The organism is Streptomyces sp. NPDC053427, from assembly GCF_044544985.1.
Lineage (GTDB): Bacteria > Actinomycetota > Actinomycetes > Streptomycetales > Streptomycetaceae > Streptomyces.
The window spans coordinates 919,879-944,990 of the sequence record NZ_JBITYA010000001.1 but is presented as its reverse complement, the minus strand read 5'-3'; the positions used below and the strand labels follow the sequence as shown (position 1 = coordinate 944,990).

Annotated in this window: 19 protein-coding genes and 1 pseudogene; 8 read left to right on the top strand and 12 right to left on the bottom strand. The window is 67.7% G+C overall.

Annotated elements, in window-relative coordinates; all coding sequences use genetic code 11:
• Positions 1–69: 69 nt before the first annotated feature.
• Complete coding sequence (locus ACIGWZ_RS03775) at positions 70–990, bottom strand: LysR family transcriptional regulator (RefSeq protein WP_400060438.1); 921 nt, start codon at positions 988–990, stop codon at positions 70–72.
• 70 nt (positions 991–1,060) lie between these two features.
• On the opposite strand from ACIGWZ_RS03775, the gene dapA reads away from it, so the two are divergent.
• A complete protein-coding gene (gene dapA, locus ACIGWZ_RS03770; RefSeq protein ID WP_400060436.1) occupies positions 1,061–1,984 on the top strand; it encodes a 4-hydroxy-tetrahydrodipicolinate synthase in 924 nt (307 codons plus the stop codon).
• Between the two features lie 442 nt (positions 1,985–2,426).
• Here the strand turns inward: dapA and ACIGWZ_RS03765 are convergent.
• Positions 2,427–2,933 (bottom strand): annotated as a pseudogene (locus ACIGWZ_RS03765) (transposase); the annotation flags it as partial.
• Positions 2,934–3,227: 294 nt separating this feature from the next.
• On the opposite strand from ACIGWZ_RS03765, the gene ACIGWZ_RS03760 reads away from it, so the two are divergent.
• Positions 3,228–4,091, top strand: coding sequence for a hypothetical protein (locus tag ACIGWZ_RS03760; protein ID WP_400060434.1), 864 nt, complete (start codon positions 3,228–3,230; stop codon positions 4,089–4,091).
• Between the two features lie 287 nt (positions 4,092–4,378).
• On the opposite strand, the gene ACIGWZ_RS03755 is transcribed toward ACIGWZ_RS03760, so the two are convergent.
• The 3 genes from ACIGWZ_RS03755 to ACIGWZ_RS03745 form a co-directional block, all read right to left on the bottom strand.
• Complete coding sequence (locus ACIGWZ_RS03755; RefSeq protein ID WP_400060432.1) at positions 4,379–4,663, bottom strand: hypothetical protein; 285 nt, start codon at positions 4,661–4,663, stop codon at positions 4,379–4,381.
• 156 nt (positions 4,664–4,819) lie between these two features.
• A complete protein-coding gene (locus ACIGWZ_RS03750) occupies positions 4,820–5,332 on the bottom strand; it encodes a lamin tail domain-containing protein (RefSeq protein WP_400060430.1) in 513 nt (170 codons plus the stop codon).
• 539 nt (positions 5,333–5,871) lie between these two features.
• Positions 5,872–7,107 carry an MFS transporter gene (locus ACIGWZ_RS03745; RefSeq protein ID WP_400060428.1) on the bottom strand — a complete coding sequence of 412 codons (1,236 nt, stop codon included), beginning with the start codon at positions 7,105–7,107 and terminating at the stop codon, positions 5,872–5,874.
• Positions 7,108–7,471: 364 nt separating this feature from the next.
• Here ACIGWZ_RS03745 and ACIGWZ_RS03740 point away from each other — a divergent pair, with 364 nt between their 5' ends.
• Positions 7,472–8,344: a hypothetical protein gene (locus ACIGWZ_RS03740; RefSeq protein WP_400060426.1), complete on the top strand. Its 873-nt coding sequence runs from the start codon at positions 7,472–7,474 to the stop codon at positions 8,342–8,344.
• A 27-nt stretch (positions 8,345–8,371) separates the two neighbouring features.
• Here the strand turns inward: ACIGWZ_RS03740 and ACIGWZ_RS03735 are convergent, their stop codons facing one another.
• From ACIGWZ_RS03735 to ACIGWZ_RS03710, 6 genes are all read right to left on the bottom strand, one after another.
• A complete protein-coding gene (locus ACIGWZ_RS03735; protein ID WP_400060424.1) occupies positions 8,372–9,310 on the bottom strand; it encodes a MerR family transcriptional regulator in 939 nt (312 codons plus the stop codon).
• Positions 9,311–9,658: 348 nt separating this feature from the next.
• Positions 9,659–10,441 (bottom strand): alpha/beta fold hydrolase, encoded by a 783-nt coding sequence (locus ACIGWZ_RS03730; RefSeq protein WP_400060422.1) that lies wholly within the window; start codon positions 10,439–10,441, stop codon positions 9,659–9,661.
• A 188-nt stretch (positions 10,442–10,629) separates the two neighbouring features.
• A complete protein-coding gene (locus tag ACIGWZ_RS03725) occupies positions 10,630–11,289 on the bottom strand; it encodes a DUF4097 family beta strand repeat-containing protein (protein ID WP_400060420.1) in 660 nt (219 codons plus the stop codon).
• A 375-nt stretch (positions 11,290–11,664) separates the two neighbouring features.
• Positions 11,665–12,327 carry an SGNH/GDSL hydrolase family protein gene (locus tag ACIGWZ_RS03720; RefSeq protein ID WP_400060418.1) on the bottom strand — a complete coding sequence of 221 codons (663 nt, stop codon included), beginning with the start codon at positions 12,325–12,327 and terminating at the stop codon, positions 11,665–11,667.
• Positions 12,328–12,438: 111 nt separating this feature from the next.
• The gene (locus ACIGWZ_RS03715) at positions 12,439–13,971 is read right to left on the bottom strand and encodes an FAD-dependent monooxygenase (protein ID WP_400060416.1); all 1,533 of its coding nucleotides are present in this window, start codon (positions 13,969–13,971) and stop codon (positions 12,439–12,441) included.
• A gap of 566 nt (positions 13,972–14,537) precedes the next feature.
• Complete coding sequence (locus ACIGWZ_RS03710) at positions 14,538–15,416, bottom strand: GNAT family N-acetyltransferase (protein ID WP_400060414.1); 879 nt, start codon at positions 15,414–15,416, stop codon at positions 14,538–14,540.
• A 294-nt stretch (positions 15,417–15,710) separates the two neighbouring features.
• Here ACIGWZ_RS03710 and ACIGWZ_RS03705 point away from each other — a divergent pair, with 294 nt between their 5' ends.
• The 3 genes from ACIGWZ_RS03705 to ACIGWZ_RS03695 all read left to right on the top strand — a co-directional run bounded on the left by ACIGWZ_RS03705 (position 15,711) and on the right by ACIGWZ_RS03695 (position 19,407).
• A complete protein-coding gene (locus ACIGWZ_RS03705; protein ID WP_400060412.1) occupies positions 15,711–16,781 on the top strand; it encodes a D-alanine--D-alanine ligase in 1,071 nt (356 codons plus the stop codon).
• Between the two features lie 469 nt (positions 16,782–17,250).
• The gene (locus ACIGWZ_RS03700; protein ID WP_400060410.1) at positions 17,251–18,699 is read left to right on the top strand and encodes an MFS transporter; all 1,449 of its coding nucleotides are present in this window, start codon (positions 17,251–17,253) and stop codon (positions 18,697–18,699) included.
• A 261-nt stretch (positions 18,700–18,960) separates the two neighbouring features.
• Complete coding sequence (locus ACIGWZ_RS03695; RefSeq protein WP_400060408.1) at positions 18,961–19,407, top strand: PaaI family thioesterase; 447 nt, start codon at positions 18,961–18,963, stop codon at positions 19,405–19,407.
• A 178-nt stretch (positions 19,408–19,585) separates the two neighbouring features.
• On the opposite strand, the gene ACIGWZ_RS03690 is transcribed toward ACIGWZ_RS03695, so the two are convergent.
• On the bottom strand, positions 19,586–21,655 hold the full coding sequence (locus tag ACIGWZ_RS03690) for a flavin monoamine oxidase family protein (RefSeq protein ID WP_400060406.1): 2,070 nt from the start codon (positions 21,653–21,655) through the stop codon (positions 19,586–19,588).
• Positions 21,656–22,239: 584 nt separating this feature from the next.
• Between ACIGWZ_RS03690 and ACIGWZ_RS03685 the strand changes: the two genes are divergently transcribed.
• Both ACIGWZ_RS03685 and ACIGWZ_RS03680 read left to right on the top strand, forming a co-directional pair.
• A complete protein-coding gene (locus ACIGWZ_RS03685) occupies positions 22,240–22,797 on the top strand; it encodes an SUKH-4 family immunity protein (RefSeq protein WP_400060404.1) in 558 nt (185 codons plus the stop codon).
• Between the two features lie 72 nt (positions 22,798–22,869).
• Entirely contained in the window at positions 22,870–25,089 is a 2,220-nt protein-coding gene (locus ACIGWZ_RS03680; protein WP_400060402.1) for a hypothetical protein, read from the top strand.
• Positions 25,090–25,112 lie beyond the last annotated feature (23 nt).

The following is a 25,112-nucleotide window of genomic DNA, read 5'->3' as shown; positions in this document are numbered from 1 at the left end:
CCCGTCGGCGTTCTCCGGAGTATTCCTCAGCGAGGTGGCCCCACCGCGCGAAGGATCGTGGCCAGCGCACTAGGAGGCACCGCCCGTGGCGCCCACCGCTGTTCGCGCAGCCGCCACGAGTGCTGCGATCGCGGGGTGCGTGCCGCCGCCCGCGCGGAAGGCGACCTTCGAGCGACGGAAGAGGGGCAGCCGGGTCAGGACCACGCCCTCGGGGGCGTGTGCGGTGGCCATCTCCGGTACGAATCCCGCACCTTGCCCGATCGCGGCCAGTGCCAGGACCGTACGGAAGTCGTTGACCTGATGGCGGATGCGCGGCTGGAAACCGGCCGCCTGACAGGCGCGTACGGCCATCGCGTGACCCGTCGTACCGTCCCGGGCCGTGATCCATGGGGACGCGGCCCACGGTCCGAGCAGCTCCGCCAGCGTGTCGCCGCGGACGGCAGAACCGGTAGCGGGAGCGCTGCCCGTGGCCAGGTACATCGGCTCCTCCAACAGGGGCACCTGATCGACCGTGGTGTCCGGTGACGCGGGAACGAAGTCGTAGTCGTGGACGAGGGCCACGTCGAGTTCGCCGGCGCGCAGTCCGTCGGAGACTCGCGCCGAGTCGATCTCCTGCACCATCGGTTCCAGCGCGGGATGCCGCCGGGCCAGTTCGGCCAGCATGGCGGGCACGATCGCGGGGCCGCCGGAGGGAAACGTCCCGATCCGCAGCGGCCCGCCGATGCCCTCGCGTGCCCCGGCCAGCTCGGAGACCGCCAGTTCGAGGCGTTCGAGAACGGCGTCGGCATGGCTGACGAGGGTGCGGCCCGCAGGTGTGAGCACCACCCGTCTGCCACTGCGTTCCAGCAGGGGTACGCCGGCCTCGCGCTCAAGCACGCTCAGCTGCTGGGAGACGGCCGAGGCGGTGAAGGTCAGCGCCTCGGCCACGGCCGCGATGGTGCCGCGTCGGTCCAGTTCGCGCAGCAGGTGGAGACGTCGGACATCAAGCATAAGGTAATCTTATGCAGAACTGAAGAAACGTGAACTGGATCTACTGGTTTGTGTCGGTCAGGCTGAGCGTATGAAGCCCGAAGCGAACCTCACCGGCCTGTTTGTCCCCTTGGTGACTCCATTCACCGATGACCTGCACCTCGCCCCGGACGCGCTCGCCTGCCTCGCCAACGAGGCGCTGTCGGCCGGCGCTCGCGGACTCGTTGCCCTGGGCACCACCGCGGAGGCAGCCACGCTGACCACCGAGGAGAAGCGGGCCGTGGTCCGCATCTGCTCGGCCGCCTGCCGGGCACACGGAGCTCCTCTGATCGTCGGCGTCGGCACCAACGACACCGCCGCCGCCCTCATGACACTGCGGGAGCTCGCTCAGAGCGGTGACGTCACCGCGGCGCTGGTTCCCGCGCCGCCCTACACCCGGCCCGGTGAGGCGGGAACGCTGGCGCACTTCACGGCACTCGCCGAGCGCGGGGGCCTACCGCTGGTCGTCTACGACATCCCGTACCGCACCGGTCAGCCCCTCAGCACCAGCACCCTGAACGCGCTCGGGCACCTACCGGAAGTCGTCGGAGTCAAGTACGCGACCGGCGCGATCGACGCAGCCGCGATGGAGCTGCTCGGCTCGTCGGAACCAGGCTTCGCGGTGCTCGGCGGCGATGACGCCGTCATCTCGCCGCTGCTCGCGGCGGGCGCCCACGGCGGCATCCTGGCGTCGGCCAACGTCCGCACCGCTGACTTCGCCGAGCTGATCTCGCTGTGGCAGCGCGACGCTGCCGAACCGGCCCGCAGGCTGGGAGCCGCGCTGGCCCGGCTGTCCGCCGCGCTCTTCGCCGAGCCGAACCCGACCGTGATCAAAGGGGTGTTGCACGCCCAGGGCCGCATCCCCAGCCCGGCCGTCCGGCTGCCGCTGCTGGCCGCCTCCGCCGACTCGGTCCGGCGGGCGGCGGACCTGGCCACCGCCCGGACCCACCAAACCCACCAAGAGGCCGCGGCCTGATACGGGCATGTGGTCCCCCCGGGGGAACCTGGTGAGCTTCGATGCAAGCCGATTGCGCCCGCCCGCTCCCGTGCCACCACACGCCTCACGCAGGCGAGCTCTCCAGGCGGCCGAGGCGGGCGGGTCGTCGTCGCAGAACCGGTGTCACCGGTTCGGTATTACGCGCGGCTCGCAGATACGTCGTTGCCGGACTCCGCGCTGAACGTCGGGGTGCGTGCCCGCAGCGAGGAAACTGCCGCAGCCGGCCCCGCTGTTGTGGCTGAGCAGGCCCGGGCAGCGTGGGTGCGACTGTCCCAGCGGCTGGGCATGGAGTCGGCCGATCGGCGGGTGGCCGTCCTTCACCGGCAGGGAGAGGAGATGTTGCTCGACGGATACCTGCAGACTCGTTGTGTCGAGCTGGCGGTGCACCTCGAGGTCCGGATAGCCGGGGTCTTGTTCGCCGCAAGTTCTCCAGGATCACGTAAATGGGGGCCCCGTCGGGGCGGGCGGCCTGGATCGACTTCAGCGCCGTCAGGCTGTGGTCACCGCCCTTGCGGCGGCGGGACACACCCCACAGACGACCGTCGCCCCCCGGTTGTGTGCAAGGTAGTCGGCGAGTTTACGGACGCTCCAGTGCGTGAAGGGCGTCCCGGTTCGGCCGGGCGGGTTCTGGCCGTCGCGACGATGAACTTGCGCTCGTCATCGCTGATCAGGCGGGGACGGCCTCCCGCCCGTTGGGGTCCAGTGCGGCCAGGCCCTTCGTGCTGAACGCATGGATCACGTTCCGGACAGTGTCATCGTGCGCAGCCACCAACCGGGCGATCGCCGTCACGGTGGTACCCGACACCGACGCCATGATGATCAATGCCCGGCGGACCCGCACCGACTCGTATCCACCCCGCCGCACCATCTGCTGCAGCTTCTGTCCCTCTTCATCAGCCAACCGTCGTGCTCTGACTGGCCCTGCCATCCATGACCTCACCCAGCAGCGATCATGTTGCCATCGAGAGTGAGGCCGAAAGCCCCCGGTGCCGCGCACATCGACCGGCGTATCACTCGACCCGGTGAACGTTCCTGGCCAGCGCGCTAAGGGCTGTCCGGTGGGTCTGCGAACTCGGATCTCTGCGGCGGTAGCGGCCCAAAGAATCCGCGGGTTTCGTCCCGGCTGCGGGGCGCCGCTGTTTCTGTTCACCGTGGACCAGGTTTTCCATGCGATGCCCTGGAACGCACGTACGATGCGGCGTCGTTCGTGATACTGATCAGCATGACTTCACGTCCGCACTGGGACGATGACCTGTTCTCGTTCCCCACGCCGCCTGCCCTCGCCAAGCTGATCGACATTGCTTGGGAGCATGCGTTCACCGAGGACGACGAATACGACGAGGGCCTTCTGGAGACCTATTACGACTTCATGTTTGATCTCGAGGCGGTTCCCTCGGCGCCCGACGGCCGGGAGTACTGCTATCCGGGCCCTTCGCCACGCTTCCCGCGTTCCGCTCCGCCGTTCGCCACGCCCGAGTTGGTGCCGTTTGGCCACCTGGGTAACGGCACCCAGGTCGGGTGGGTGGTCCCGGCACCGGAACTGGGCGCAACCGATCATCCGGTCGCCGTTTTCGCTCAGGAACCCGGAGCGCGCATCATCGGCCGGGATACCCGGGCCGGTCTGGAGTTCATGCTCTCGCTCGGCCTGCGCAAGCAGAACCTCGATGACGCCGACCGCGCCCTGATCGTCCGCCTTGCGACCGAGCTCGATCTTCATCCCACTCCTGAGTTCGGCATCACCAGTGACGGTTTTGATGTCTTGGTGCCCCTGGACCTCGCCGTCCCGGACGGCTGGCGTCATGAACCGGGTGCGTACGGCATCGGAGTTCTGGCGCCCTCCCACGCATTTGCCGACAATTTCTTCTTCTCGGATCAAGTCGAGGAAATCCTTGCCGACGCCGCCGAGATGTTGGACGCGGGCTTTCCGGCAACCGCTCTGTCGGGTCTGACAGATGCCTTCCATGATGACTATGAGCGGTTCGTGGAACTGCACCCGTTGTGGGCACGCGCCTATCAGGAGCTCAACCGTCCGCAATACGCTGCCCGTTTGGACCTCATGCTCCCGACGTACCAGGGGCTCCGTTGACCGGCACTGGACCGCGACCGGTAGGAGAGCCGGCCGATCACCATTGCTTCGACCAGAAGGCCAGGTGGGCAGGGAGGCTCTGCTGAGCTGCTGCTAGCGGGCTTGCCCTACGGAGAGCAGACCGTTCAACTCGTCCCGGCAGGGCGTGACCCGGAGAGTGCCCACGCGCACGTCCAGGCGTGGGTGCAGTCGCTGCCGTCCCTGCGCTGAGGGCGGGCGACTTCACCAAGGTCCGTGGCGTATGGCACATGTATTGACCACGGTCAGCCGCGGTGGAGCCGGCCACTTCAGGACGTGGTCGGCCGGAGGTGCGGGTGAGCTGGGTGATGCCGAGGTGGCCGGGGCGGCATGAGGAACGTCTCGTAGGCGGCGTGATCGGCCACGGCGACGGCGACGGCGAAGCGGAGAAAGTAGTCGGGACGTCCGCACATCCGCCGGAACTCGGCGGCCTCCTCGTAGGGGGCCGCGGTGGCCTCGAACTCTTCGACGGTTTTACGGTCGTTGGCATAGGTCTCGACGTCGATCTGGGCTTCCGGCCCGCCTCCCAGAGTCGACCGTCCTGTGGGATCCACAGGACGGAGCGTCGGGCGGACCTGCCCTGCCCTGCCCGAAGGGCTGTCAGGGTCAGCTGGGGGGGCGGGACATAGCGATGCGCCGCAGGTTCCGGACCCTGCGGCGCACGTGTGGCCGGTGCTAACGGCCAGGTCTCACCCGTGATTCAGGGAAGATCAACGGCCGTGATGGCCCCCGTGACCGGGGTGGCCGTGACGTCCCCAGCTTTCGGAGTCGACGATCCTGCGGTGATCGTTGCGCAGGGTGGCGGTGTCACGGTCGTTGTCCCAGACGTAGGCGCGGCGGTCCTGGTAGACGTCCCAGCGGTTGTCGTGGCCTACACCGGTGTGGACGCGAACCTGGGAGTGGCCGGCCAGGCGGAAGTTGCCGAAGCGGTAAGTGCGCCCGCTGCGGTCGGAGAGGGCCCAGCCGCGGAGGTTGACCGCCCTGTGGCCGGTGTTCTTCACCGTGACGTACTCGGCGTTCAGGCTCCGGTTGGAACGGTCGTCCCGCCCGGGGCTGTCGTACTGGATCGCGCCGAGCACCACCGCCGAGCGGTGGGACGGAGAGCCGTGGCCGTGGCCGTGGCCGTGGCCGTGGCCTGCCGCTGCCGCCGGAAGGGCCACGGTGGCAGTGAGCGCGGCCGAGCCCAGGAGCGCGGCGGCGATGCGTGAAGCGGTAAGGAGCACGAAAACCCCCCTGCAAACGGCACCCACCTACGAGTGCCGGAAACCGGATGCCCGGCCGGTTTGGCTGGGCCCCCACACTGTGACGCCCGGTCATGCCTTGGCGGAAGAAATCCATTTTGGTGTTACAAAACACGGACATATACACGCCTTGGCCGCGCCAGGAGCGCACTCCCCCGCGCCCAACGGCCGCGACGCGACGTCCCGTACACCCATCCAGGCGCCCCAAGGAGTTACCCCCGGTGCAGACCGCTTCGGTTCGTGGCAGCGGACATCGCTGCGTCGCCTTGTTCGAGTTGGCGCGCTACGGGCCACCGGGCGTGGCGCCGGACTGTCCATGGCTGATGCGACGCGAGTTGACCATCGGCCACGATGCCGTAGCTCTGTACCCGACGGGGAGCGGCGTTGCGCATACCCCGCCCGTCGGCAAGCAGTCCCCGCAGCGGGGCCCGAGCGGCCACTCAGGTGACAGAGCAAGTGCACCACCGGTGGTGACTCCGGAAGGCGGTTCGATCTGGCACCCACCGATGCATCGGGGCGGATCAGGCAGCCGACGCCTTTTCGACAGGTTCCAGCTGCGTGTGCCAAGCGTGCTGGTGGCGTTGTGCCCAGCGGACAGCAAGTGGTGCTGCCAGGCCCGTCAGTGCGAACAGGGCTCCCACGACATACCACCCGGGGCGGCCCCAGGTGATGCAGAGCGAGATGAGTAGAGCCGGCCCGAGGGCTTCGGCCAGTCCGGCGCCCAAACCGAACACGCCCAGATACTGGCCGGTGGCGTGCCGTGGGGCCAGAGCGAAGGACACCTCGAAGCCGGCGGCGGAGTGCCAGAGCTCGCCGACCGTGTGGATCACCACTGCGGCAATGAGCAGAGTTGCTGCCGCCCACGCGGGTATCCCTGCGGACAGGGAGATCAGCGAGCAGGAGACGAGAAAGGCCACGCCGGCTCGGCGGTAGGCGTTTCCGCCGGCTGTGGGGGAGTCGACGCTTCGGCTGGCTCGCATCTGGAATGCGACGACGATGACGGTGCCGGTGAGCATGGTGCCCGAGATGAGCCAGTGCGGGGCGGTGGTGGCGCCGACCAGCCAGAGTGGGATGGCCACGGTGAGTACCTTGAACTGGATGGCCATGATGCCGTCGAGAGTGGTGAGCAGAAGGTAGGGGCGGTCTCGGAGGGCGATCCAGCGAGGGCCGCCGGTGGTGGGGACGGGCGTGACCGGCGGGAGGAAGACCAGGAGCGCCGCGGAGACCACGAAGGCGATCGCGTTGCCGATGACCATGAGCTGGTAGGCGGTGACCGTGCCCACCTGAACAACCCATCCCGCTCCCACGGCACCGAGGGAGACGCCGACGTTGGTCACCGAGCGGAGATAGGCCCGGAACTCCTGTGGCCGATCCCCTCCGTAGTGTCTGATGAGCGGGCTGCGGGCGGCTATTCCTGCCGCCTTCGCCCCGGCGGCCGCGCCGGCGGCAAGGACGAACGGCCAGAAGCTGTCCGTCAGTATGAAGCCGGCCGTGGCCAGCGCCTGGATCACGAGGGTGGTCGCGTAGACGCCGCGTGCCCCGCATCTGTCCGCCAGGTGGCCGACCGCGACGCCCAGGGCCAGCGCGACAAAGCCGGCGATGCCGAGCCCGAGGCCCACCTGGTCTGCCGGTAGGTGAACTGCCTGGGTGAAATAGAGCACCCCGGCGGTCAGGTAGAGGCCGCTGCCAACGGTGTAGACGAAGTTCGAGGCCGCAAGCACGCGCTGCGGTCCGGCATCCGGCATCAGGCGGGGCATGAGAAGGCTCCACGTTGCAGGCAAGAGGTAAGGACCCGCCAAGCTTGTTGCATATTACTTGCAAGAGCAAGAGTGTTGCCATTGCCATGGGATGCGGCGTTCGGCCCGGCAGCGGTCGCGTTCCTCGCACTCGGCCATCAACAGCTCGGCGAGGAAACCCGCGTACGAGAACCCTTCGCGTTCGGCGCGGGCGGATGGTGTCGGTGACCTGGGCGCGCATGGTGGGCAGCCTGAGCATGCGTCAGGCGGTATCGATCGCGGCGTCGGGCGCGCCTGGGCGGTGAGCGCGTGATGAGCGGCAGTCACGAGCGCAGTGCCACCTGCGCCGGATGTACTCGCCGGAGCTCCGTTAGGGTGCGGTCGTATGACCGACCGCGTTCTGGAACTCTTGCGCACCCGCCCTGACCTGGCCGAACTGGCCGCGTTTCCGTTCAACTTCGATGTGAGCCGAGCGGACCACGTCGAGGCGGTGCACCTGGCATCCGGCGCGTCGCTGGAGCCGATCGCCGGCGACGACACCGGCGGCACGTACTTCCTGTGCGGGGGGACGGCCGTGCTCCACGCGTCCTCCGAGGGGGACGCCGTCCTGCTCGCCGACAGCGTCGGCGAGGCGCTCGAGATCCTCGTCCGGCTGCCCGAGTGGTGCGAGCGCCTCTCCACCGAGCTGGACGAGGAGGAGCTGCTCGCCGAAGTGGCTGCGGCGGACGACGAGGCGCGGGAGGAATTCGCCCCCGAACTGGACATGCAGCGAGCGGCGTTGGTCAAGGGACTGGGTCTGCCGGACCGGCCGCTGGCCGAGCTCCTGGCCGTGTCGGAGTCGGCCGCCCGGCGTACCGAGCCGCACCACGTCCTGCTCAACTCCCGCGAGCTCTGCGCGTACCGGCTCGACGACTCCTTCCGGCAGCCCCTGCGCGACATCGTCCTCGACCCGGGCCGAAAGGCGCTGGAGCGGATGCGCTCCGGCGATCTCGGCGCGCGGGAGGAGGCCGCGGATCCGGTGCTGCGGGCGGGAGTGCTGCGGGCGGCGCAGTACGACCGCCGTGACGGCGACCTGCCGCTGCTGCGTGAGCTGACGCTCGCCGCGGTCGAGGCCGGTGACGCGCACCTCGCACGTACGACGATGGCACACGGCAGGCTCCTGCTGGACACGATCGGCAAGGAGTCGGCGAAGGCGCTCAGCCGGCTGTCCACGCAGGCGCAATGGGCGGTCGCCGGACTGCGCCCGCCCGGCACCTGACGGCCGGCAGCACCTTCCGGCAGCACTTCATTGGCTCAGCTGAGTGCGCAGAGCGGTGATGAACCAACGGAAGACCGGCGCGAGCGTAGGCGGTACCGGCCAGCCGTTGATGGTCGACAGAAGCTGCCAGTAGCGCTCCGCCCGAGGGTCCGCGCCGGCCTCCAACCGGGTGACGAGCCACCTCCGTAGGTCAGCGTCGTCGGAGCGTCCGAACGTCTCGGCATAGAGAGCGGTGAGGGAATCGAGGACGGGCGCCGCCCGGTCGGACGTCGGTCGGATTCCTGCTGCGAGAGCTTCGCCGACCTGCTCACTTACTGCTGTGGTCAGCTCATGGTGCAGTCCAGTCGTGTCGCCCTGAGTCCGCTCCGCTGCCTGGTGCTCGGCCATCCTTCGGACAGCGGCCCGGAAGTCTGTGTCCTGGCAGAGTTCGGCGAGTTCGATCCATGCCTCGACCTGCTCGGGGGTGGGATCGTCCGGGAGTTGGGGCATGGCCGAACGCATCATGGCCACGAACTCGGGGTTGGCGTCGATGCCGCCGAAGGTGTCATCGATGAAGTCGATGACGAGTCGCTGTCGTTCGGCGTCGGAGAGCTTGGCGAGTTTATGCATGAGATCCAATTCCTCGGTTGTGAAACCGCGCTTGGCTACCGCTCTCAGCACAGCTCGCCGCAGACGGAGCGTACGAATCTGCACGTCCAGGGCATCGGCATGCGCCGCCGCCACCTCGGGCACGGAAACTTCCCGGTCGAGAACCTTCCTGATGGCGGTAAGGTCCAGTCCGAGGTCGCGCAGGGTACGCACGAGATCGAGACGTGTGACGGCGTCGATGTCGTAGAGCCGGTAGCCGGCCGGGCTTCGGTCGGTCGGCGGCACGATCCCCGCGTCGGAGTAGAACCGGATGGTCTTCACCGTCAACCCGGTTCGCCGGGCAAGTTCACCAATCGCGTAGAGCGCGTCGCCGTTCATGTCCTCCACCTTGCTGTCTCCCCCTACTGGAGACTCAAGCAGGCATGCCCTCCGGCCGACCGAACCCTGCTCTCCAAGGTCCCGACAGGTGGCGCACTCGATCTCCCGAAGTGCCGTCATCTCCCATGAACACTCGCAGATTCCCTGATCACTGACCTTTGCCGTACGGTCGATGCGCCGATACACCGAAGCCTTCCGGGGATCAACGCGGCCGTTTCCTCGATGTTCACCGGTGGAACACCGCCCCCGTCCGTCCCGCGCGAAGGACCGCAGCCCCTGCGCGACCCGGACGCGGTCGAGCTGGACGATGACGACGGCGAGGGCGTGTAGTTGTCGTCCGTCCGCAGGTCATGTCGTCAGCGCCGCCCCGCGGTCGAGGGCGGCGACCTCGCGTACGGCTTCCGCGATGGCCGTGAAGTCCTTCTTGAGGATCGCGCCGTGGTTGCTGGCGACCTTCGCGCTGATCTGGATGTTCGGGTTGCGGGCGGTCACCGCATCGAGGCTGATGCGTATGCGCTCGTGCTCACCACGGCGGCTCCCGAAGGACGTCCCCGAAGCGACGGCGTACCGCACCGGGACGGTGATGTTGTCCAGCACGGGGCCCAGCTCGCGCTCGCGGGAGAGCCTGCCGAGCTCGATGTTGCTGTTCGCCTGCTGTTCGGCGGTCATCCGCGGGGCCAGGCCCGTCGGGCGCAGCAGAGGCAGGAACCAGCTCATCCGCCGGAACAGCTTCCGGATCCGCTGCTCCATGGCCTCGTCGAGCCAGTCGTGCGGGAACGCGCCGTCGACCAGGACCGCGCCCAGGGCGCGCTCCGGATTCCGGTTGGCCCAGTGCGCCCCGACGACCGCCCCGTAGGACCAGCCCACCAGTAGCGCCCGGTCCACACCTCTGGCCGCGAGAACGGCATCGACGTCCCGGACGGCCGCCTCGAAGGAATAGTCCGCCGAACGCTTCGATTTGCCGCGGGCCCGCTCGTCATAGGTGATGTGCCGCCAACCCGTTCCCAGTTCGGCGATGACCCGCCGCCAGTACCCCTGGGTGGCGAACTGAGGTAGACCACGGGGATACCGGGACCGCCGGTGTCGGTGACGGCCAGGGCCGTATCGTCGACCGGCACCGTGCCGGTCCACTGCGAACCGGTCGAGGAAATGCTGTTCTTCGTCAAGTGTTCCACCTGGTCGTGTGAGGCGTCTTGTACGGCTTGTTCAGGCCCTGCACGTGGATCGCAGCGCCTCGGGACGGACGGCCGCGCCCTCGGCGACGACCGAGAGGATCTCGATCGCGGTGGGCCCGGCCGGACCGTCCTGGTTCTGCTTCTTCAGAGGCTGCGGGCGGTGATGTCGCCCTGGGAGGTGGTCGCGTGGATGTCGAGTTCGGGGGTGCCGTCGTTCTTGAGGTCGTTGCTGATGCGGCCGTAGGAGGTGCCGGCGTCCAGGGAGGCCGAGACTGCGGCGGCGACCGAAATGTCACCGGACTGGGTCCGGAGCACGACCTTGCCGCGCACGGCCTCGGCGATCCGGATGTCACCCCTCGCGGTGCTGATCTCCGCAGGTCCGCCCAGCCGGCCGACCTCGACGTCGCCGTCGGTCGCGGTGAGGCGGACGCTCGCGGCCTCATCGATCTTGATCTGGCGGTACGCGCCGTCGAAGGCGACGTCGCCGAGGCGGCCGACGGCCCGGAGTTCGGCGCTGGCGGCCTTGGCCTCGATGCGGGAGCCGGCGGGCAGCTGAACGGTGATCTCCAGGGATCCGGAAGGGCCGACGAGCTGGTTCTTGGGCTCGGGGGCGTGGATCCGCAGGACGCCGTCGGCGTAGGCGACGGTGGTCTGCTCGGCGGCCTTGGTGTCGCGGCTCTTGGAGGGGTTGGCGGGCAGGACCTCGACGGTGGTGTCTGCGCGGTCTGCGGCGATGAACTGGACGCGTCCGGCGGGGATGTTCAGGACGGCGGCGATCGGGGCGGGGGTGTCGAACTTCTGCATCGTGCTCTCCTGTGCTCGCTCGTTGTTTCTGACTCCGGAAAAGCTACGTTGCTTTCCAAAGTTCGACAACACGTTCGTTGCACAGAATCAACATTCATGCAGGTGAAGCGCAGGAAACTGTTGCAACGGTCTCGGCGATAACGCAACGACAGCCGCTTTGGTCATTGCAATGGATAAGAGGTGAACGCTACAGCGGAGGGATCAGGGACCACCACGAAGGCTCGGCACGAAGGATCGCCGAGGCGATCGCGATGCCGGGAGGCGGGCTGTTCGGGCTCGGCATGACCCAGCCCAGGTTCCTGCGGCCCGCCCGGGGCGGCCCAGCCGGCGAACCTCCTCGCGATCGCCGGTGGCGCGGGTGATCGCGAGGCCCGGTCACGCGACCAGGCGCAGCCAGGCCGCCGCGAGTGCGGCGTGACCGGCCGGCGTCGGGTGTACGCCGTCCGCGGCCCAGTACTCCGGCCCGGTCGTCGCGGCGAGCTCGGCGAACATACCGTCGGCGGCGAGCAGTTGCGCGCCGTACTTGCGGGCGAGCTTGCGCACGACCTGGATCTTCGGGTCCAGGTCGGTGCGCCATTCCTTCCGCTCTTCCTCTCCGATGAGTGCGACACCGGCCTCGACGACGCCGTGGATCGGCAGGAGGAACGGCTCGATGAGGATCAGCTTCGTGCCCGCCTCGGCGAGGGGCGCAAGCAGGCGGTCGTAACCCGCTTCGAACTCCTCCATGGGGATCACGTGCCCCTCCGGGTCCAGCGTGTGCCAGCCCATGTCGTTGACCCCGACGAGGATCGACACCACGTCCGGGCGGGCGTCGAGTACGTCCGCCTGCCAGCGGGCTTCGAGGTCGCTCACCTTGTTGCCGCCGATCCCGGTGTTCAGCCAGGTCACGGGCCGGTCCGGGTGCCGGAGTCCCCATTCGCCCGCAACGCGCAGCGGGTAGCCGAACCCGAGGCCGTCTTCGCTCTCCAGCCGTTGGCAGTCGGTGATCGAATCGCCGGTGAACATCACGGTGCTTCCCGGTCGGACAGTGATCGTCATATGCGCTCCTTGAACTCGGGTGAGGAGAGGAAAGTGGCTGAGAACGTTGACATTCCTGCGGGCGCCAAACGGGCGCGAAGGGTAGCCGCCGAGGAGAACGGGGCGGCTGCTTCAGCTTTCCGGACCACCGAACCAATGGCCGGCGGCCCGCTCGAACGCTTCAGGATCGGGGGTGCGGTCATCTGCCCAGGCGACCACGCCGTCGGGGCGGACAAGCACGGCACCCAATCCGAGGTCGTTTCTCGCCGGACCGGCTGCATACCGCATCCGGCTCTCCCAGCCCCTCGCTGAACCGCGCAGGTATTCGTCGGTGCTGAAATCGAGCGCGACGCCCCGTCCGTCCCGCATCAGGTCGCCGAGGCGAGTGCCGTCTTCGAGGCGAAGGTCCGGGGCGTTGCGGCCGACCAGTGGATGCTCGCTGCCAAGTTCGTAACGGATCGACGATCCCGACATCCTCTCGAACACGTAGGTCGTTCCGTCACGGGTCTCGATCAGGTCGCGCATCACTCCTTGGACCGCCTGGCCATGCGGGTCCGGCCGCATGGCCGCCACCTGGGCGCGCGACCAGTCGAGCACCGCTGCGCCGATCGGATGGCGCTCGCGGGTGTAGGTGTCGAGCAGCCCGTCCGGCGCGTACCCGTGCACGGTCGCCGCGAGCTTCCAACCCAGGTTCATGGCGTCGCCGATGCCGGTGTTGAGCCCCTGCCCGCCAAGGGGCGAGTGGATGTGAGCGGCGTCGCCCGCGAGCAGGACGCGTCCGCGCCGGTAGGTCGTCGTCTGCATCGCCCGATCGGTGAAGCTCGAGGCGATGTGTACGTCGCTCAGTGTCACGTCGGTGCCGGATACATGGCGCAGAACCGCCTGGAGATGGTCGCGAGTCGGCTGCTGTGAGCGATCGAACGCGCCGCCGTCGAAGTCCATCATGCCGATGTGCCCTTGCGTGGGCATCTGGAGGTACATGCCCGTCGGCGTCAGGTTGAACCAAGGGCGCAGCTTCTCGGGATCGGCGACGGTGGCGTGCATGGTGTAGCCGGTGAACTGCGGCTGGGTGCCGATGAATTCGAAGCCCGCGAGCCGACGCACCGCACTGCGCCCGCCATCGCAGCCGACGACCCAGCGCGCGGCGAACTCGTGCTCGCCGGCGTGCGCGACCACGCTCTCGTCGTCTTGCGCGATGGCTGAGACCGTGACGCCGCGCCTGATCTCCACGCCGAGGTGGGAAGCCTGCTCGGACAGCACCGTCTCGACCGCTTCGAGGTACGTCAGCATGTGCTCCGTCGCCGGGCCGGGAAGCCGGAACGGCAGGGCGGCGACGTCGACCTTGGCCGGATCGAGCACCATGCCGGCGAAATGGCCCACGCCACGCGGGGGTGACGGCTCGTCCGCGTCGGGGTTCGGGCCGGGATTCCCGTCGAAATCGTCGTGGGCACCCGACGCCGTCCGCAGCGGGTGCAGCATCCCGCGGCGGTAGAACGCCTCGACCGACGCGACGGACAGGCCCCGCATTCCGAGCGGCTGCGCCTTGAACGGGGAGTGGGGCTCCGGCTCCCGCTCAAGCACCAGGACAGAGCAGCCCACGAGGCCAAGCTCGCAGGCAAGGAACAGACCAACCGGGCCGGCGCCCACGATCACTACGTCATGCATGAGAGATCCCCTTCTCCAACCCACAGCCGGATGGGCACCCGGCAGGACCTCTCGAAAGCTGCCAGACCCCGCCGACATCGGACCGACAGTCCTCGATCTGCCACCGACACCGGACCTACAGCCCCCGACATGCCGCCGACACCACACCTCCGCCGCCCGATCGCCCCTGGTCAAAGCGCCGATCAGCCAGGAGGAGGGCTCTACAGGTCTCAACCCCAGGGACCGTCTCGTTCGATTCCTGAGCCGGGCAAACACGAAGCAGAGTTCGGCAAGCAGGCACTACGGGGGTATCGCGATGTGGCCGTCGACGCCGTCGATGGCGACGGCGCTCACGAGGCGTCCTGGCCGTTGAAGTGGCTCACAGCACCGGCTGGCTGCGCTCGACGCGTTCAGCCTGCCAGGAGACCTTGCCGGAGAGCGGGGATGCGACGCAGCGTCTCCCGGCTGGAATGCTCGCGCACCCGCTCACCGATCGCCACCACCTCCCAGAGGGCAGGTCCTGGGGACAGTTTTGCTGACCGTCAGGCGGAACGTCGGCTGCCCACCCAACGATGCGAGACCAACCACTAGTTGCGCTCCGGCACCGCACCTGAGAAGTCGTACGCGGCGAAGTCGGTAACCGGGACGTATCCGATTCGCTGGTAGAGGGCGTTGCTGGTGGGGTTGGCAGGGTTCGCGAACAGCACGACCTCCGTTGCGCCCGCGGCCAGCGCGGCCCTGCTCACCTCGACCGTCACGGCGCCCCCGTAGCCACGGCCCCGGAGACGAGCCGGGGTGTAGACGGGGTCCACCCGGACCATGCCGGCGACCATCGACGTCGAGCCCGCCATGGAGACGGGAGTACCGTCCGGGGTCTCCCAGAACGTGAAGTGCTTGTCGGCGAAGCGCGAGCCGGCCCAGGAGCCGGCGTCCACGGCGGGGACCTCTCCGACGGTGTCGACGAACTCGCCGCACCAGCCAACGAGTTGTTCATGGTCCTGCTCGCCCACGAGACGACCCCGGCCCTCTGGGAGCGGCTCCGGTGGGGTGAGCGTGCCGAGACGGTACAGACGGATCCGCTTGCTGAGTGTCGGCACTGCGCCGGTGTGCCGCTGCCATGCCTCGGCGAAAGCAGTGGCGGTGCTGCGCTCCGCGCTGACGTACGGAAGGGAGTGCCCGAGGGCGGCCAGGTGGGCGGCGAGGTTGTCGGCATGCTCGGGGGTGAGGGGGGTGAGGCTCAGGCCACGGGACGGGAGGCGGTAGAAGATGGCGCGGACCTCGCCCGCTCGCTCCAGTCGGCCGAAGACGGGCGCTGGGGCGCCGTATGCGTCCGCCTCGCCTGTTCGCAGCTTCTCGGTCACCGTCAGCGGCATGGTGTGCAGGGTGGGGCGCGAGCGCAGGAAGTCTCCGGCTCGGGCGAGAAAGTCGTTGACGTCTTCGGAGAGGTGCCAGTCATCCGGTTGCATGCTTCATGGTGACTCATTCCTCGTGCTGCAGGTGTGGAGTTCCGTCACCAACGGGGGCACTTGCACGGGGTCGGTTCAGCAGCGTGGGCGGGGTGGTGAGTGGCGGCTTGGGTCGCCCGGTTTCGGCTGAGGCGATGGATGCCGAGCCGGGTTCAGCCCGGCCGCCGCACTCCTGCGTACTGCTGTCGACCGCGTCCCCCCGCCCTCAGGACCACCACCGAGTACCGGCTGCGCCGTGCCCACGTTCAGCGGAATACCGAAACGCGACGACAGGGCGTTGCAAGGCTTTGGCATATGAAGATCGCTGTTCTGTGCGGCGGGGCGAGCCCGGAGCGGGGCATCTCCCTGGAGTCCGGGGTGGCGGTGGCCGCAGCCATGGTGGAGCTCGGGCACGAGGTTCAGATGGTCGACCCGGCCGCCGAAGAACCCGTACTGGCCGGCCCGACCCGGACCACGAGCGCGCTGCCCCGCGACGCGGCGGGCCCTCGGGGCCGGCTCGACGAGGGGAAGAGGCGACAGCTGATGTGCCACTCCCTCACCGCCGGGACGGTGCTTCCGCTCCTGCGCGGCGTCGATCTGACATTCCCGGCACTGCACGGCGGATGGGGCGGCGACGGGCACCTCCAGGCGCTGCTGGAGATGGCGGAGATCCCCTTCGCAGGTGCGGCCAGCGCGCAGTGCAGCCTGGCGTGGGACAAGCACCGTACGCTGGCGCTCCTGCGGGAATCGGGTGTCACCGTCACGGACAGCGTCCGCTTCCCGGCAGCGTCGGACCAGCCGGTGCCGCAACCGGTGTCGCAGCTGCTGGGACAGGGCCCGGTGGTGGTCAAGTCCAACTGGGGCACCTCCCATCTGGAGCTCCGGCTGGCCGATGACGCCGACGAGCTTGCGCGCGTCTCCTCGAGCGCACCCGCGGGCGAGGTGCTGATCGCCACGCCATTCCTGGCCGGGCGGGAGTTCACCGTGAGCGTGATCGGCCGCACCGTGCTGCCGGTGGTCGAGATCCAATACAGGGGACGCCTCTTCGACTACGAAACCAAATCCCGCCCCGAATCCGTACGCTGCCACAGCCCTGCGGACATCCCACTCAAACTTGCCTCGTGCCTGCGCGATCAGGCATGGGGCGCGCACGAGGCACTGGGCCTGGGAGTGCAGGACTATTCCCGCATCGACTTCCGCTGCGATACGGATGGCGTCCCCCACTGCCTCGAGGTCAACGCCTGCCCCGGCCTGCGACCCCTCAGCGGCGTGGGCGCGGCGGCGACGGGGGCAGGCTGGTCCTACCGGGATCTGATCGGCCGGATCATCGCCCTTCGCACGGAAGCCGAGTCGCTTCGCGGGCTGGCTCTTGATGTGACCGCGTAGGTTCGCCGGGTTGGTCAGGTGGCGATCTGGAGAGACGGATGGCTGCCTACGCCCGCACTTCTTCGATGACCTCCTCGGCGCACCGACAACCGATGACCGTGGTCGCCTTCGGCCCGGAACCGGACTCAGCCGGATGTGCGCCGCGACGAGTCCGCCCTGGCCAGGAGCACAGAAGAGCACGTCGACGCACTGGGCTTGCCGCCTCCCGCGCCAAAAGTGATCTCTTCCCGCTGCCTGCCTGGAGCCTTTGACCGATCCGGGGCGTGCCTGCACAGGCGATCGACTTCTCGCCAGTGCCGAGAGCACCCGACGCCGCTCATGGTCGGCAGCCCGGCCATGCAGAGGGGGACGAGCACGGCGTCCGACGGCAGGTGCATGTGACGCGAGTCACGTCCGTTTTTCCCGATTACCGGGTCTCCCGGCCCCGCCATGATGCGCGGAAAGGATCAACACAGGACGGAGATCGCGCGTGGAAAGCAGTCAGAGCGTCGGGGCCTGGCGGGCACGTGACAGTCATTTCGGTACCGTCGTGGTGCTGGCCGGTGGCGTACTCGTCGGCGCCGTCAACATCTACCTGGCCGCGAGCCTGTTGCCGACGGCGGTCGCGGACATCGGCGGTGAACGCCTCTACTCGTGGAACATGACCGTGTTCCTGGTGGCCCAAGTCGCGGCGACCATGCTCGTGAGCCGGGTGCTGTCCCGGCGTGGCAACGTCGCCTCCTACCTGATCGGCTTCGGCGTCTTCGCCACAGGCTCGGTGGTCTGCGCGATAAGCCCGGCCATGCCGGTGCTGCTGCTCGGCCGTGGCGCGCAGGGGTTCGGGGCAGGCCTGCTGACGGGCCTGGGGTTCGCCCTGATTCGCTCCGTACTGCCGCGCCATCTGTGGGCACGTGGCAGCGCGTTGGTCTCCGCCATGTTCGGCCTGGGTAACTTCGTCGGACCAGCTCTGGGTGGATTCTTCGCGCAGTTCGGATCCTGGCGGCCGGCGTTCGTCGTGCTCGCCCTCGCCTCGGGGGCGATGGCGGCGTTCGTACCCCGAGTGCTGTCACGAGGCAGCCGGACGGAGGCGGAAGCGGCTCCGGTACCGATCGGCGCGTTGCTGCTCGTTGTCGGAGCCGCGGGTGCTGTGAGCATCGCCGGACTCCTCTCGAACCAGGCGGTGATGGCGGCGTTCATCGCTGTGGCGCTGGCGCTGATCGTGGCGTTTGCCAGGACGGAGAAGTACGCGAGGAGGGTGCGAGTCCTTCCCCGTGCGACCTACCAAGCCGGCTCCGCATTACGGTGGACTTACCTGACCATGGCGTTCCTCGCCTCCGGCGTTGCCGTGGAGACCTTCCTGCCACTGTTCAGCCAGCGCCTGAGCGGGCTGCCGCCGGTCGCTGCCGGGTTCTTCGGTGCGGCATTGTCCCTCGGCTGGTCGGCAAGTCAGGTCGTGAGCTCGTCGGCACGCCGGGAACGGACCTTGCGGTGGCTCCGAGTGGCCGGCCCCGGCCTCCTGGCCGCCGGGCTTGCTGCGCTCGCCCTGTTGCAGCATCGCGACGCATCGCTGCTCGGCGCCCTCACCTGGCTGCCGGTCCTCCTGCTCGGGGGCACGGGCATCGGTCTGGCCATGCCTCACCTGTCCGTGGCCGCGATGGCCGGCACGACAGACGAACAGGAAGGGGAGAAGGCCGCCGCGGCGATCGCGACCGTACTGACGATGTCCACCGCATTCGGTGCAGCCCTCGCCGGCCTCTTGGTCAACGTGGGTGGGCCGTCGACCGTTGACTCCGCGCGCTGGCTCCTGTTCGGCTTCGCTGCCGTCTCCGCCCTTGGGGTGCCCACCGCGTTACGCGCCAACCACCTCACCCGGTCCGCCGAAGTCCGTCGCGAGGACGAGGCCGAGCCGACCGCAGAAAGTGACGCGCCGCCGGCCTGATCACCACTTCGGCAGCACCGTCCCCACCGGCCCGTCTTCACGTCATCGCGTTGCCGGGAAGCCTTCACGGTCCCGGTGGTCGTGGTCACTTCGTGTGCTGGTGAGTGACCGCGGCCGGCAAGACGTTCAGGGTCTCTCTTGTGTGGCGCTGTCTTGTGTGGCGCTGTTCGGGTGAGCATCCGTGGGTGAGCGACAGGTGAAGGGACCGCGGGGAAGGGATGGACGGCACGACGGCGCCAGGCAGTCGCCCAGGGAGATGTGATGAGGGGACGACCCGGCTCGTTCTGGGATGCGGTGGAGGGGCGCTCGCCGCTGCCGCGTGCGGCGGCCACCCTGGGGTGGGAATTCCTCGACGCGGACGTCGAGAACGGCACGATGCGTCTGGCGTTCAACGCGACCGAGGACTTCACCAATCCGATGGGCAACGTGCTGGGGGCCTTTCTCGCGGCCATGCTCTACGACACGGTCGGCCCCGCTCTTCTCGCCACACTCCAGTCCGACCAGTTTCAGTCCACCCTGGAGTTGAAGACGTCGTTCCTCCGCCCGGCCCGTCCCGGGCGACTTTTCGGGAACGGTCGCGTAGTGCATCGAGTAGGCGATATCGCCTTCCTGGAAGCTTCGCTGACCGACGCGGACGACACCGTGATCGCCACCGCCAGCGCCACGGCTCGGGTCATCCCTCTGGACGACGCGGAAACCGCGGCGTGACACCGCTGCCCTTTCAGTGGCCCGCACGACCAGCGTGCCACCGCCCAACTCCCCTACGGACTCGACGTGGAAAGTAATCGACTTCGCCACGAGCGCACCACGGGGTGCTGAGCGGACGGGGAGCCCAGGACGGCGTCCCGACGAGCGGGGCGCCGTCCTGGCCGACCTACCTCCCCTGTCAGCCCGTGTGGACCTTCAATGCCGTCCGGACGGCGGATTCGAGGGCGCCTTCGATCCAGGCCGGCTTGATGGAGGTGTGGTCCCCCGCGAAATGCAGCGGCCCTTCGGAGCTGGGGATGTCGGGGAACAGCTCCGCGTGCTGGCCCGGGAAGAGCACCGAAGCCTCACCATAGGCATAGTGGTCGCGCATCCACGACTGGGTCTTGCACTTGTTGGTGAAGAAGACCTCGCAGCGGCGACCGTAGATGGCCTGCAGACCGGCGAGCGCGCGCAGATACCGCTCGCCGTCGGCGAACGCGTCCCACTTGAGGGCGTCGTCGGACCAGCTGTAGGAGGCGAGCGTGATGCCTCCGTCCCCGACTTCCGCACCCCCTGAGTGCTCGAAGTACACGAAACGGTTGGCGTTGTCGCTCACGGAGCCGCCTCCGCGGGTGTGGGCGGCATCGGGTTCGCCGCTCATGACGGGGCGGAAGGCGGCGAAGCACTTCTTGAGTTCGTCGGGGATCGTCACCCCCAGGCCCTTCACGGACTTGTGCGCGCCGAGGTACTTGCCGTCCTTGACCTGGCCCGACCGGTACTTGTCGTAGAGCTTGTCCTCGATGGAGTTCAGCGTCTCCTTCCACTGCTCCTCGGTGAACTCCCACCAGCGGCGGGAGAACTCCAGCAGCACCTTGGTCGCGGCGTCGTAGTGCAGTTCCGTGATGGCCCGGCGCTTGCCGTAGGTCAGGGGAGGGTCGAAGGGCACGTGGCGCAGTCCGGAGAAGGGGACGGTGATGATCGCCTCGTCACCCTCGAAGACCTCCGTGACACCCCCCTCGCCGGTCTGGCAGCCCTCGGAAACGGTGTGCACCCTGACCTTGCCGCCATGGCGTTCGATGTGTACGGCGCGCCTGTCGAGCCTCACCTTGCCCTTCACGGGCGCGTACAGCGCGTCAGCGAGCTTCCCGGTGCCGCCCTTGATCTCCCAGAACTTGGTCTTGGGGTCGATCAGCGCGCTGGACAGGAAGCTGTGCAGGAAGGAGAGATGCAGCCGTGAGGTCAGGTTCTGGACGGTGCCGATGAGATCGATGGTCCTGGTGTCGAGCTTGGCGACTTCGGTGAGGTACCGGTACATGGACCAGTGGCCGTACTTCTTGAGGACCTTGACCCACCCGTTGACGAGGGCCGTGCCCTCCTTGCCCCGGATGAGCCGGTGTGCGGGTTCGAGAGCCTGCGCGAGGATGGCGGAGGCGGTCTGCGTGCGGTGGGGGCCCGTGACACCGAAAGTGTCGTTGATCTTCTCGGGGTTCTTCTCGTAATCGGCTCGGCGCATGCGGACGCCGTTCACATGGATCCAGGTGCGGTTGGCCCGCTTCGTCGGGTCGCCGACCTCGACATCCACCAGGTAGAACTCCTGGAGCGTGAGGTCGAACTTCTTGGTCAGCGCCATGAGGAGCGGGTGACTGTCGGGCAGCCGCATGGCACCGGCCTCGGCGTACTGCTTGGGGTCGGCGAAGGGCTGCTCCCCGTTCTCGTGGCCGCCCTTGCGGAACGTCTTGATACGACCGCCGACGCGATTGCCGTTGGCCTCGATCACGACGACATCGTGGCCCGCCCGGTTGAGCAGGTCGGCGGCGAGCAGGCCGGCTGGCCCGGCCCCGACGATCAGGACCCGCTTCGTAGCCTTCGCCCGGCTGGCGGGCAGGCCGTTCTCGATGGCTTTCACGTAGGACGGGACGAGGGGTTTGTCGTGTTCGTCGTAGACGACGATGGCGCGGGCGACCGTGGTGAACGCCTTGCGGTCGACGCCGGGCGGCACCGCGGCCGGCGCCGTCGAGGGTGCGGTGGCGGGGCTCAACGCGGTCGCGGGCGCGGCGGATGCGGCGGTGAGCCCGGCAGCGAGCGCCGAGGCACCGGTCGCCGTGACCACGGAACGCCGCGAGGGCGCTGAACCGTGCGGCGTTGGTGAGGGGCGCGAGGTGTGTGAGGTGCGTGAGGTATCCGGAGCGACTTGCTCCTCGCTCGATACGTTCCTGTTCTCGGTGGCCGGAATGCTGACGTCTGAAGTGCTCATATCCTGTGTGCTCATCGCGCATCACTCTTGGCATACGAGCGACACAGCGGAAGTACATTCACACGGACGAGAACCGTAAACCACTCGACGGTGCCTAACGCGACTCTCCCCTTACGTATGTCCACTTGTGCCCCAGGAACGATCGACCCAATGTTCGGCACAACGCCCTGGCCCGGTCACCCCAGGAGGGCAACAACTCGCCTCCGTACACATGAGATACGGATCTGCGAGGCGGAACCCGGTAAAGCGACATGACCCGCGGGGGGCCACGGACCGTGCCGCGGCTTCGAAGGGTTTCCGAACCATCTGGTTCCTGCGACACGAAACAGGCCACGACCGACATCGGCTGCCCCACGAGCCTGCACTCCAGGGGCAGTTCGCCCTCTCCCCCGCACCATGATCCATCGGGGTCGACGCAGCTCCAACACCCGGTGGCGAGTCCAGGTCACCGAAGGACGCCGCACAACCAACGATCCCGCCCGATGAAGCCGTAGCCGCCGAAAGCAGTCTGAGCGCGCTTCGATAGGAAATCGCCACCATCGACGAACGGGATACGGTCGGTCGACCGAGCAGCCAAGGGAGAGAGGAAACCGCAGAAGATGGCAGAGGATTCCGGCCAGAACCAAAACCAGAGCCAAAGCCAGATCGGTGATGTCACCGTGGACGAGATTCGCCGCATCTGGGGGGATCGGCTCCGGCCCGTTCCGTCGGACCTGGTCAGCCCGCGCCTGTCGACGCCGACCCGCGAGTTCCTCACGACCGTGGGCCTGCCCACGGTCCAGGTGCGGGACATCGTCCCCCTCCACGACGAGCGCCTTCTCGATTCCACCTCTCAGCTAGGACACGAGTATGTCGCCGTGGCCGAAGGCGACGAGCCCGGATACCTCTTCGCCGTCGAGGTGGCCACCGATCGGGTGTTCTACCTGGACGACATTCCCCAGTACAACCGACTGATCAATTCCAATATCGCGCTCTTCGTGTTGTTCCTGGGGATCTTCCAGACCAGGGTGCTGGACCTGGATGTGGTGACCCAGGAAACACTCGAGGATGCCGTGGCAGACGTCTGGCGGCAGCTGTGTGCTCGCGACCACACGGTAACGACGGACGACCGGAATTGGTGGGGCGCGATGCTGGACCAGATCGCCGCCGAGTGCTAGGAACGTCTGCACAATTCACCACCCCTCACCACCCCGCAGCCGCGCACCATACAACTCAAGATCGGAGTGCCCATGATGCGCTCGGTGGTTCACTTACGTCTGGTCCCCTCACCGACCCAGGCCCTGCGTCGCGGGTTGGTCCTACTGCTGGCGCTGATCACGCTCCTGTTCGGTGCGCTCGTCGCGCCGCCTGCGTCTTACGCGGGGCCCTACAGCCACGGATACGTCCTCTGGCCGGCCGACGAGGGCGATCCCCAGCACCTACCGATCCTCATCTATCGCCAACGGCATACGTTCCTCACCCAGAACAGCGGTAATCCAGACGAATTCGTCAGCTGGGCCCGTAACGTGGCGGAGTTCGAGTGGGCCGAGCAACGCGGAGAGACCCAGGTGAACTGGGTCATCGTCACAGCCAATGTCAGTGGGTTCGCGCAGAACAGCCAAGTCGCGCTCATCGACCTCTACCAACGGGACCCGAGCGGGCAACTGCACCTCGTGGATCCCGAGGGAAAACCCCTCCTCGAAGCCGACGGAAAGACTCCCGTCGACTGGCGGACGTCGTCCACGCCGAGCTTTCGGTGGGACATGCGTACCGACCCGGACCTGAAGGCCGACCTCAAGAGCGGACGGATGCACTCCGAGCGGGTGGCCTATTGGTTCCTCAAGAAGCAGATGTCCGGCGCACACGACAAGGTGCCGAGCGGGCTGTCGGAGAAGATACCCTGCGACGTCTCCCCGAGCAGGTGCCAGCAGAACATGAAAAGCCGCTGGTTCCACGACATGAAGACCATGAAGTTCGTCACCGATCTGGAGAGCCGGGCAAAGCTCAAGAAAGAAGGCACCCCAGAGGCGAAGGACAAGCTGAGTAAGGGAGAAGACTCGGACAGCTTGCTCCAGAAGGGGTTCGAGAAATGGAAGAGCCTCGGCATGCCCACCGGTCCCGATGCCCCGGCGGTGATGGGCGGCCATCTCTTCCAGCCTCCCGGCAACCCCGCCCCCAAGGGCGCCGGTGCCACGGCACTCCATCAGGGTGCCGACCCCGGCGGGATCGACTTCTCCACCCTGGAACTGCGCTACCTGTCCGAGGACGAGAACGGCCAACTGCGCTATGCCCTCGACGCCGCTCCGGCAAAGGGAAATGACAAGGGCGATGACCGCAAGGTGACCGACGGAAAGGTCGCCGCGGCTCAGATGTCCGATGCGTTCTTCGTATGGCTGAGCCTGCCCCCGTCGACGTTCTGGGTCAATCTCAACCCCAGCGAGCCCAATCGCATTGTGGACGCCAAGCTCGGTGGGACGGATGTGGGCCGGATCCTCCTCGAGGCGGACTTCCGGATGAAGAAGGTCGTCGGCCGGCTGCTCCACCCTGACACGGCTACCGGCAAGAAATTCTGGGAATCGAGCGATGTAGTGGGCAGACGCTGCATCAACATGCGGCAGTGGATCGTGCCGAAGCCCGCATCCGTATACGAGGAGAACGGCGGACTGTACATCGTCGACGCGCCGCTGGAAGTGAAAATGGAGACCGAGTATCTGAAGCAACACGGCGGCGGCTCGGCCTCATGCGCCGTTCCCGACAAGCGCATGGAGTCGGCATTCCGCACAGTGATTCTGCCCAGGGTGGAAAATGCCGTCAACGACGCGCCCGAATTCGCCGAACTGCGCCGCGTATACCTGAGCCGCGTCGCGGCCGAATGGTACCGCCAGCGTCGTCCCGGCGCGCTGGCCTCGATGGTCGACAGCGGTGACGTCAGTCGATGGCCGGCCTTGAAGCAGTGGTCTCCGCGCAAGGTCTTCGACGATTACGTCGAGTCGTACAACAAGAAAGAGTTCAACATCAAGCGGCTGAAGACGATCAACGGCAAGACCTACCAGGTGACCTACACCCATGGTGGGGTGGACTTCAGCAATGTCCCACTCGACAAGATGGGTTCGTCGGCATTCCGCCGGCAGCACGCCGACCTGCCGAAGGCAGTGCAGGATTCCTTCCAGAACATCACCCGGGATCGGGACGGCAGGGTCGTACTCGGTTTGTCCGGCCGGCCCAAGGCGCGCACCATCAACTACTCGGGCGGCAATGAGCCCGAGGACTACTCCAACGGCATCGCGCCGGAATCGGAATCCGAACAATCTGCGTCCCCGGACACCACGGGTGGCTACTTCATCTGGGCCGTGGGTGCCGGTCTTCTGGCCGTCGCCGCGGTAATCATCTGGGTTTACACCCACCGGCGCAGGACCCCCCAGCCACTGCCTCCCAGAAACCAGGAACCGTCTGTAGACGACTATCTGTAGCTGCTGCGGGCCGGGGCGCACGC

Coding starts and splice junctions, on each gene's coding strand:
- ACIGWZ_RS03775 (WP_400060438.1), bottom strand. CDS start 990: ATGCTTGATGTCCGACGTCTCCACCTGCTGCGCGAACTGGACCGACGC.
- dapA (WP_400060436.1), top strand. CDS start 1,061: ATGAAGCCCGAAGCGAACCTCACCGGCCTGTTTGTCCCCTTGGTGACT.
- ACIGWZ_RS03760 (WP_400060434.1), top strand. CDS start 3,228: ATGACTTCACGTCCGCACTGGGACGATGACCTGTTCTCGTTCCCCACG.
- ACIGWZ_RS03745 (WP_400060428.1), bottom strand. CDS start 7,107: ATGCCCCGCCTGATGCCGGATGCCGGACCGCAGCGCGTGCTTGCGGCC.
- ACIGWZ_RS03740 (WP_400060426.1), top strand. CDS start 7,472: ATGACCGACCGCGTTCTGGAACTCTTGCGCACCCGCCCTGACCTGGCC.
- ACIGWZ_RS03735 (WP_400060424.1), bottom strand. CDS start 9,310: ATGAACGGCGACGCGCTCTACGCGATTGGTGAACTTGCCCGGCGAACC.
- ACIGWZ_RS03725 (WP_400060420.1), bottom strand. CDS start 11,289: ATGCAGAAGTTCGACACCCCCGCCCCGATCGCCGCCGTCCTGAACATC.
- ACIGWZ_RS03720 (WP_400060418.1), bottom strand. CDS start 12,327: ATGACGATCACTGTCCGACCGGGAAGCACCGTGATGTTCACCGGCGAT.
- ACIGWZ_RS03715 (WP_400060416.1), bottom strand. CDS start 13,971: ATGCATGACGTAGTGATCGTGGGCGCCGGCCCGGTTGGTCTGTTCCTT.
- ACIGWZ_RS03710 (WP_400060414.1), bottom strand. CDS start 15,416: ATGCAACCGGATGACTGGCACCTCTCCGAAGACGTCAACGACTTTCTC.
- ACIGWZ_RS03705 (WP_400060412.1), top strand. CDS start 15,711: ATGAAGATCGCTGTTCTGTGCGGCGGGGCGAGCCCGGAGCGGGGCATC.
- ACIGWZ_RS03695 (WP_400060408.1), top strand. CDS start 18,961: ATGAGGGGACGACCCGGCTCGTTCTGGGATGCGGTGGAGGGGCGCTCG.
- ACIGWZ_RS03690 (WP_400060406.1), bottom strand. CDS start 21,655: ATGAGCACACAGGATATGAGCACTTCAGACGTCAGCATTCCGGCCACC.
- ACIGWZ_RS03685 (WP_400060404.1), top strand. CDS start 22,240: ATGGCAGAGGATTCCGGCCAGAACCAAAACCAGAGCCAAAGCCAGATC.
- ACIGWZ_RS03680 (WP_400060402.1), top strand. CDS start 22,870: ATGATGCGCTCGGTGGTTCACTTACGTCTGGTCCCCTCACCGACCCAG.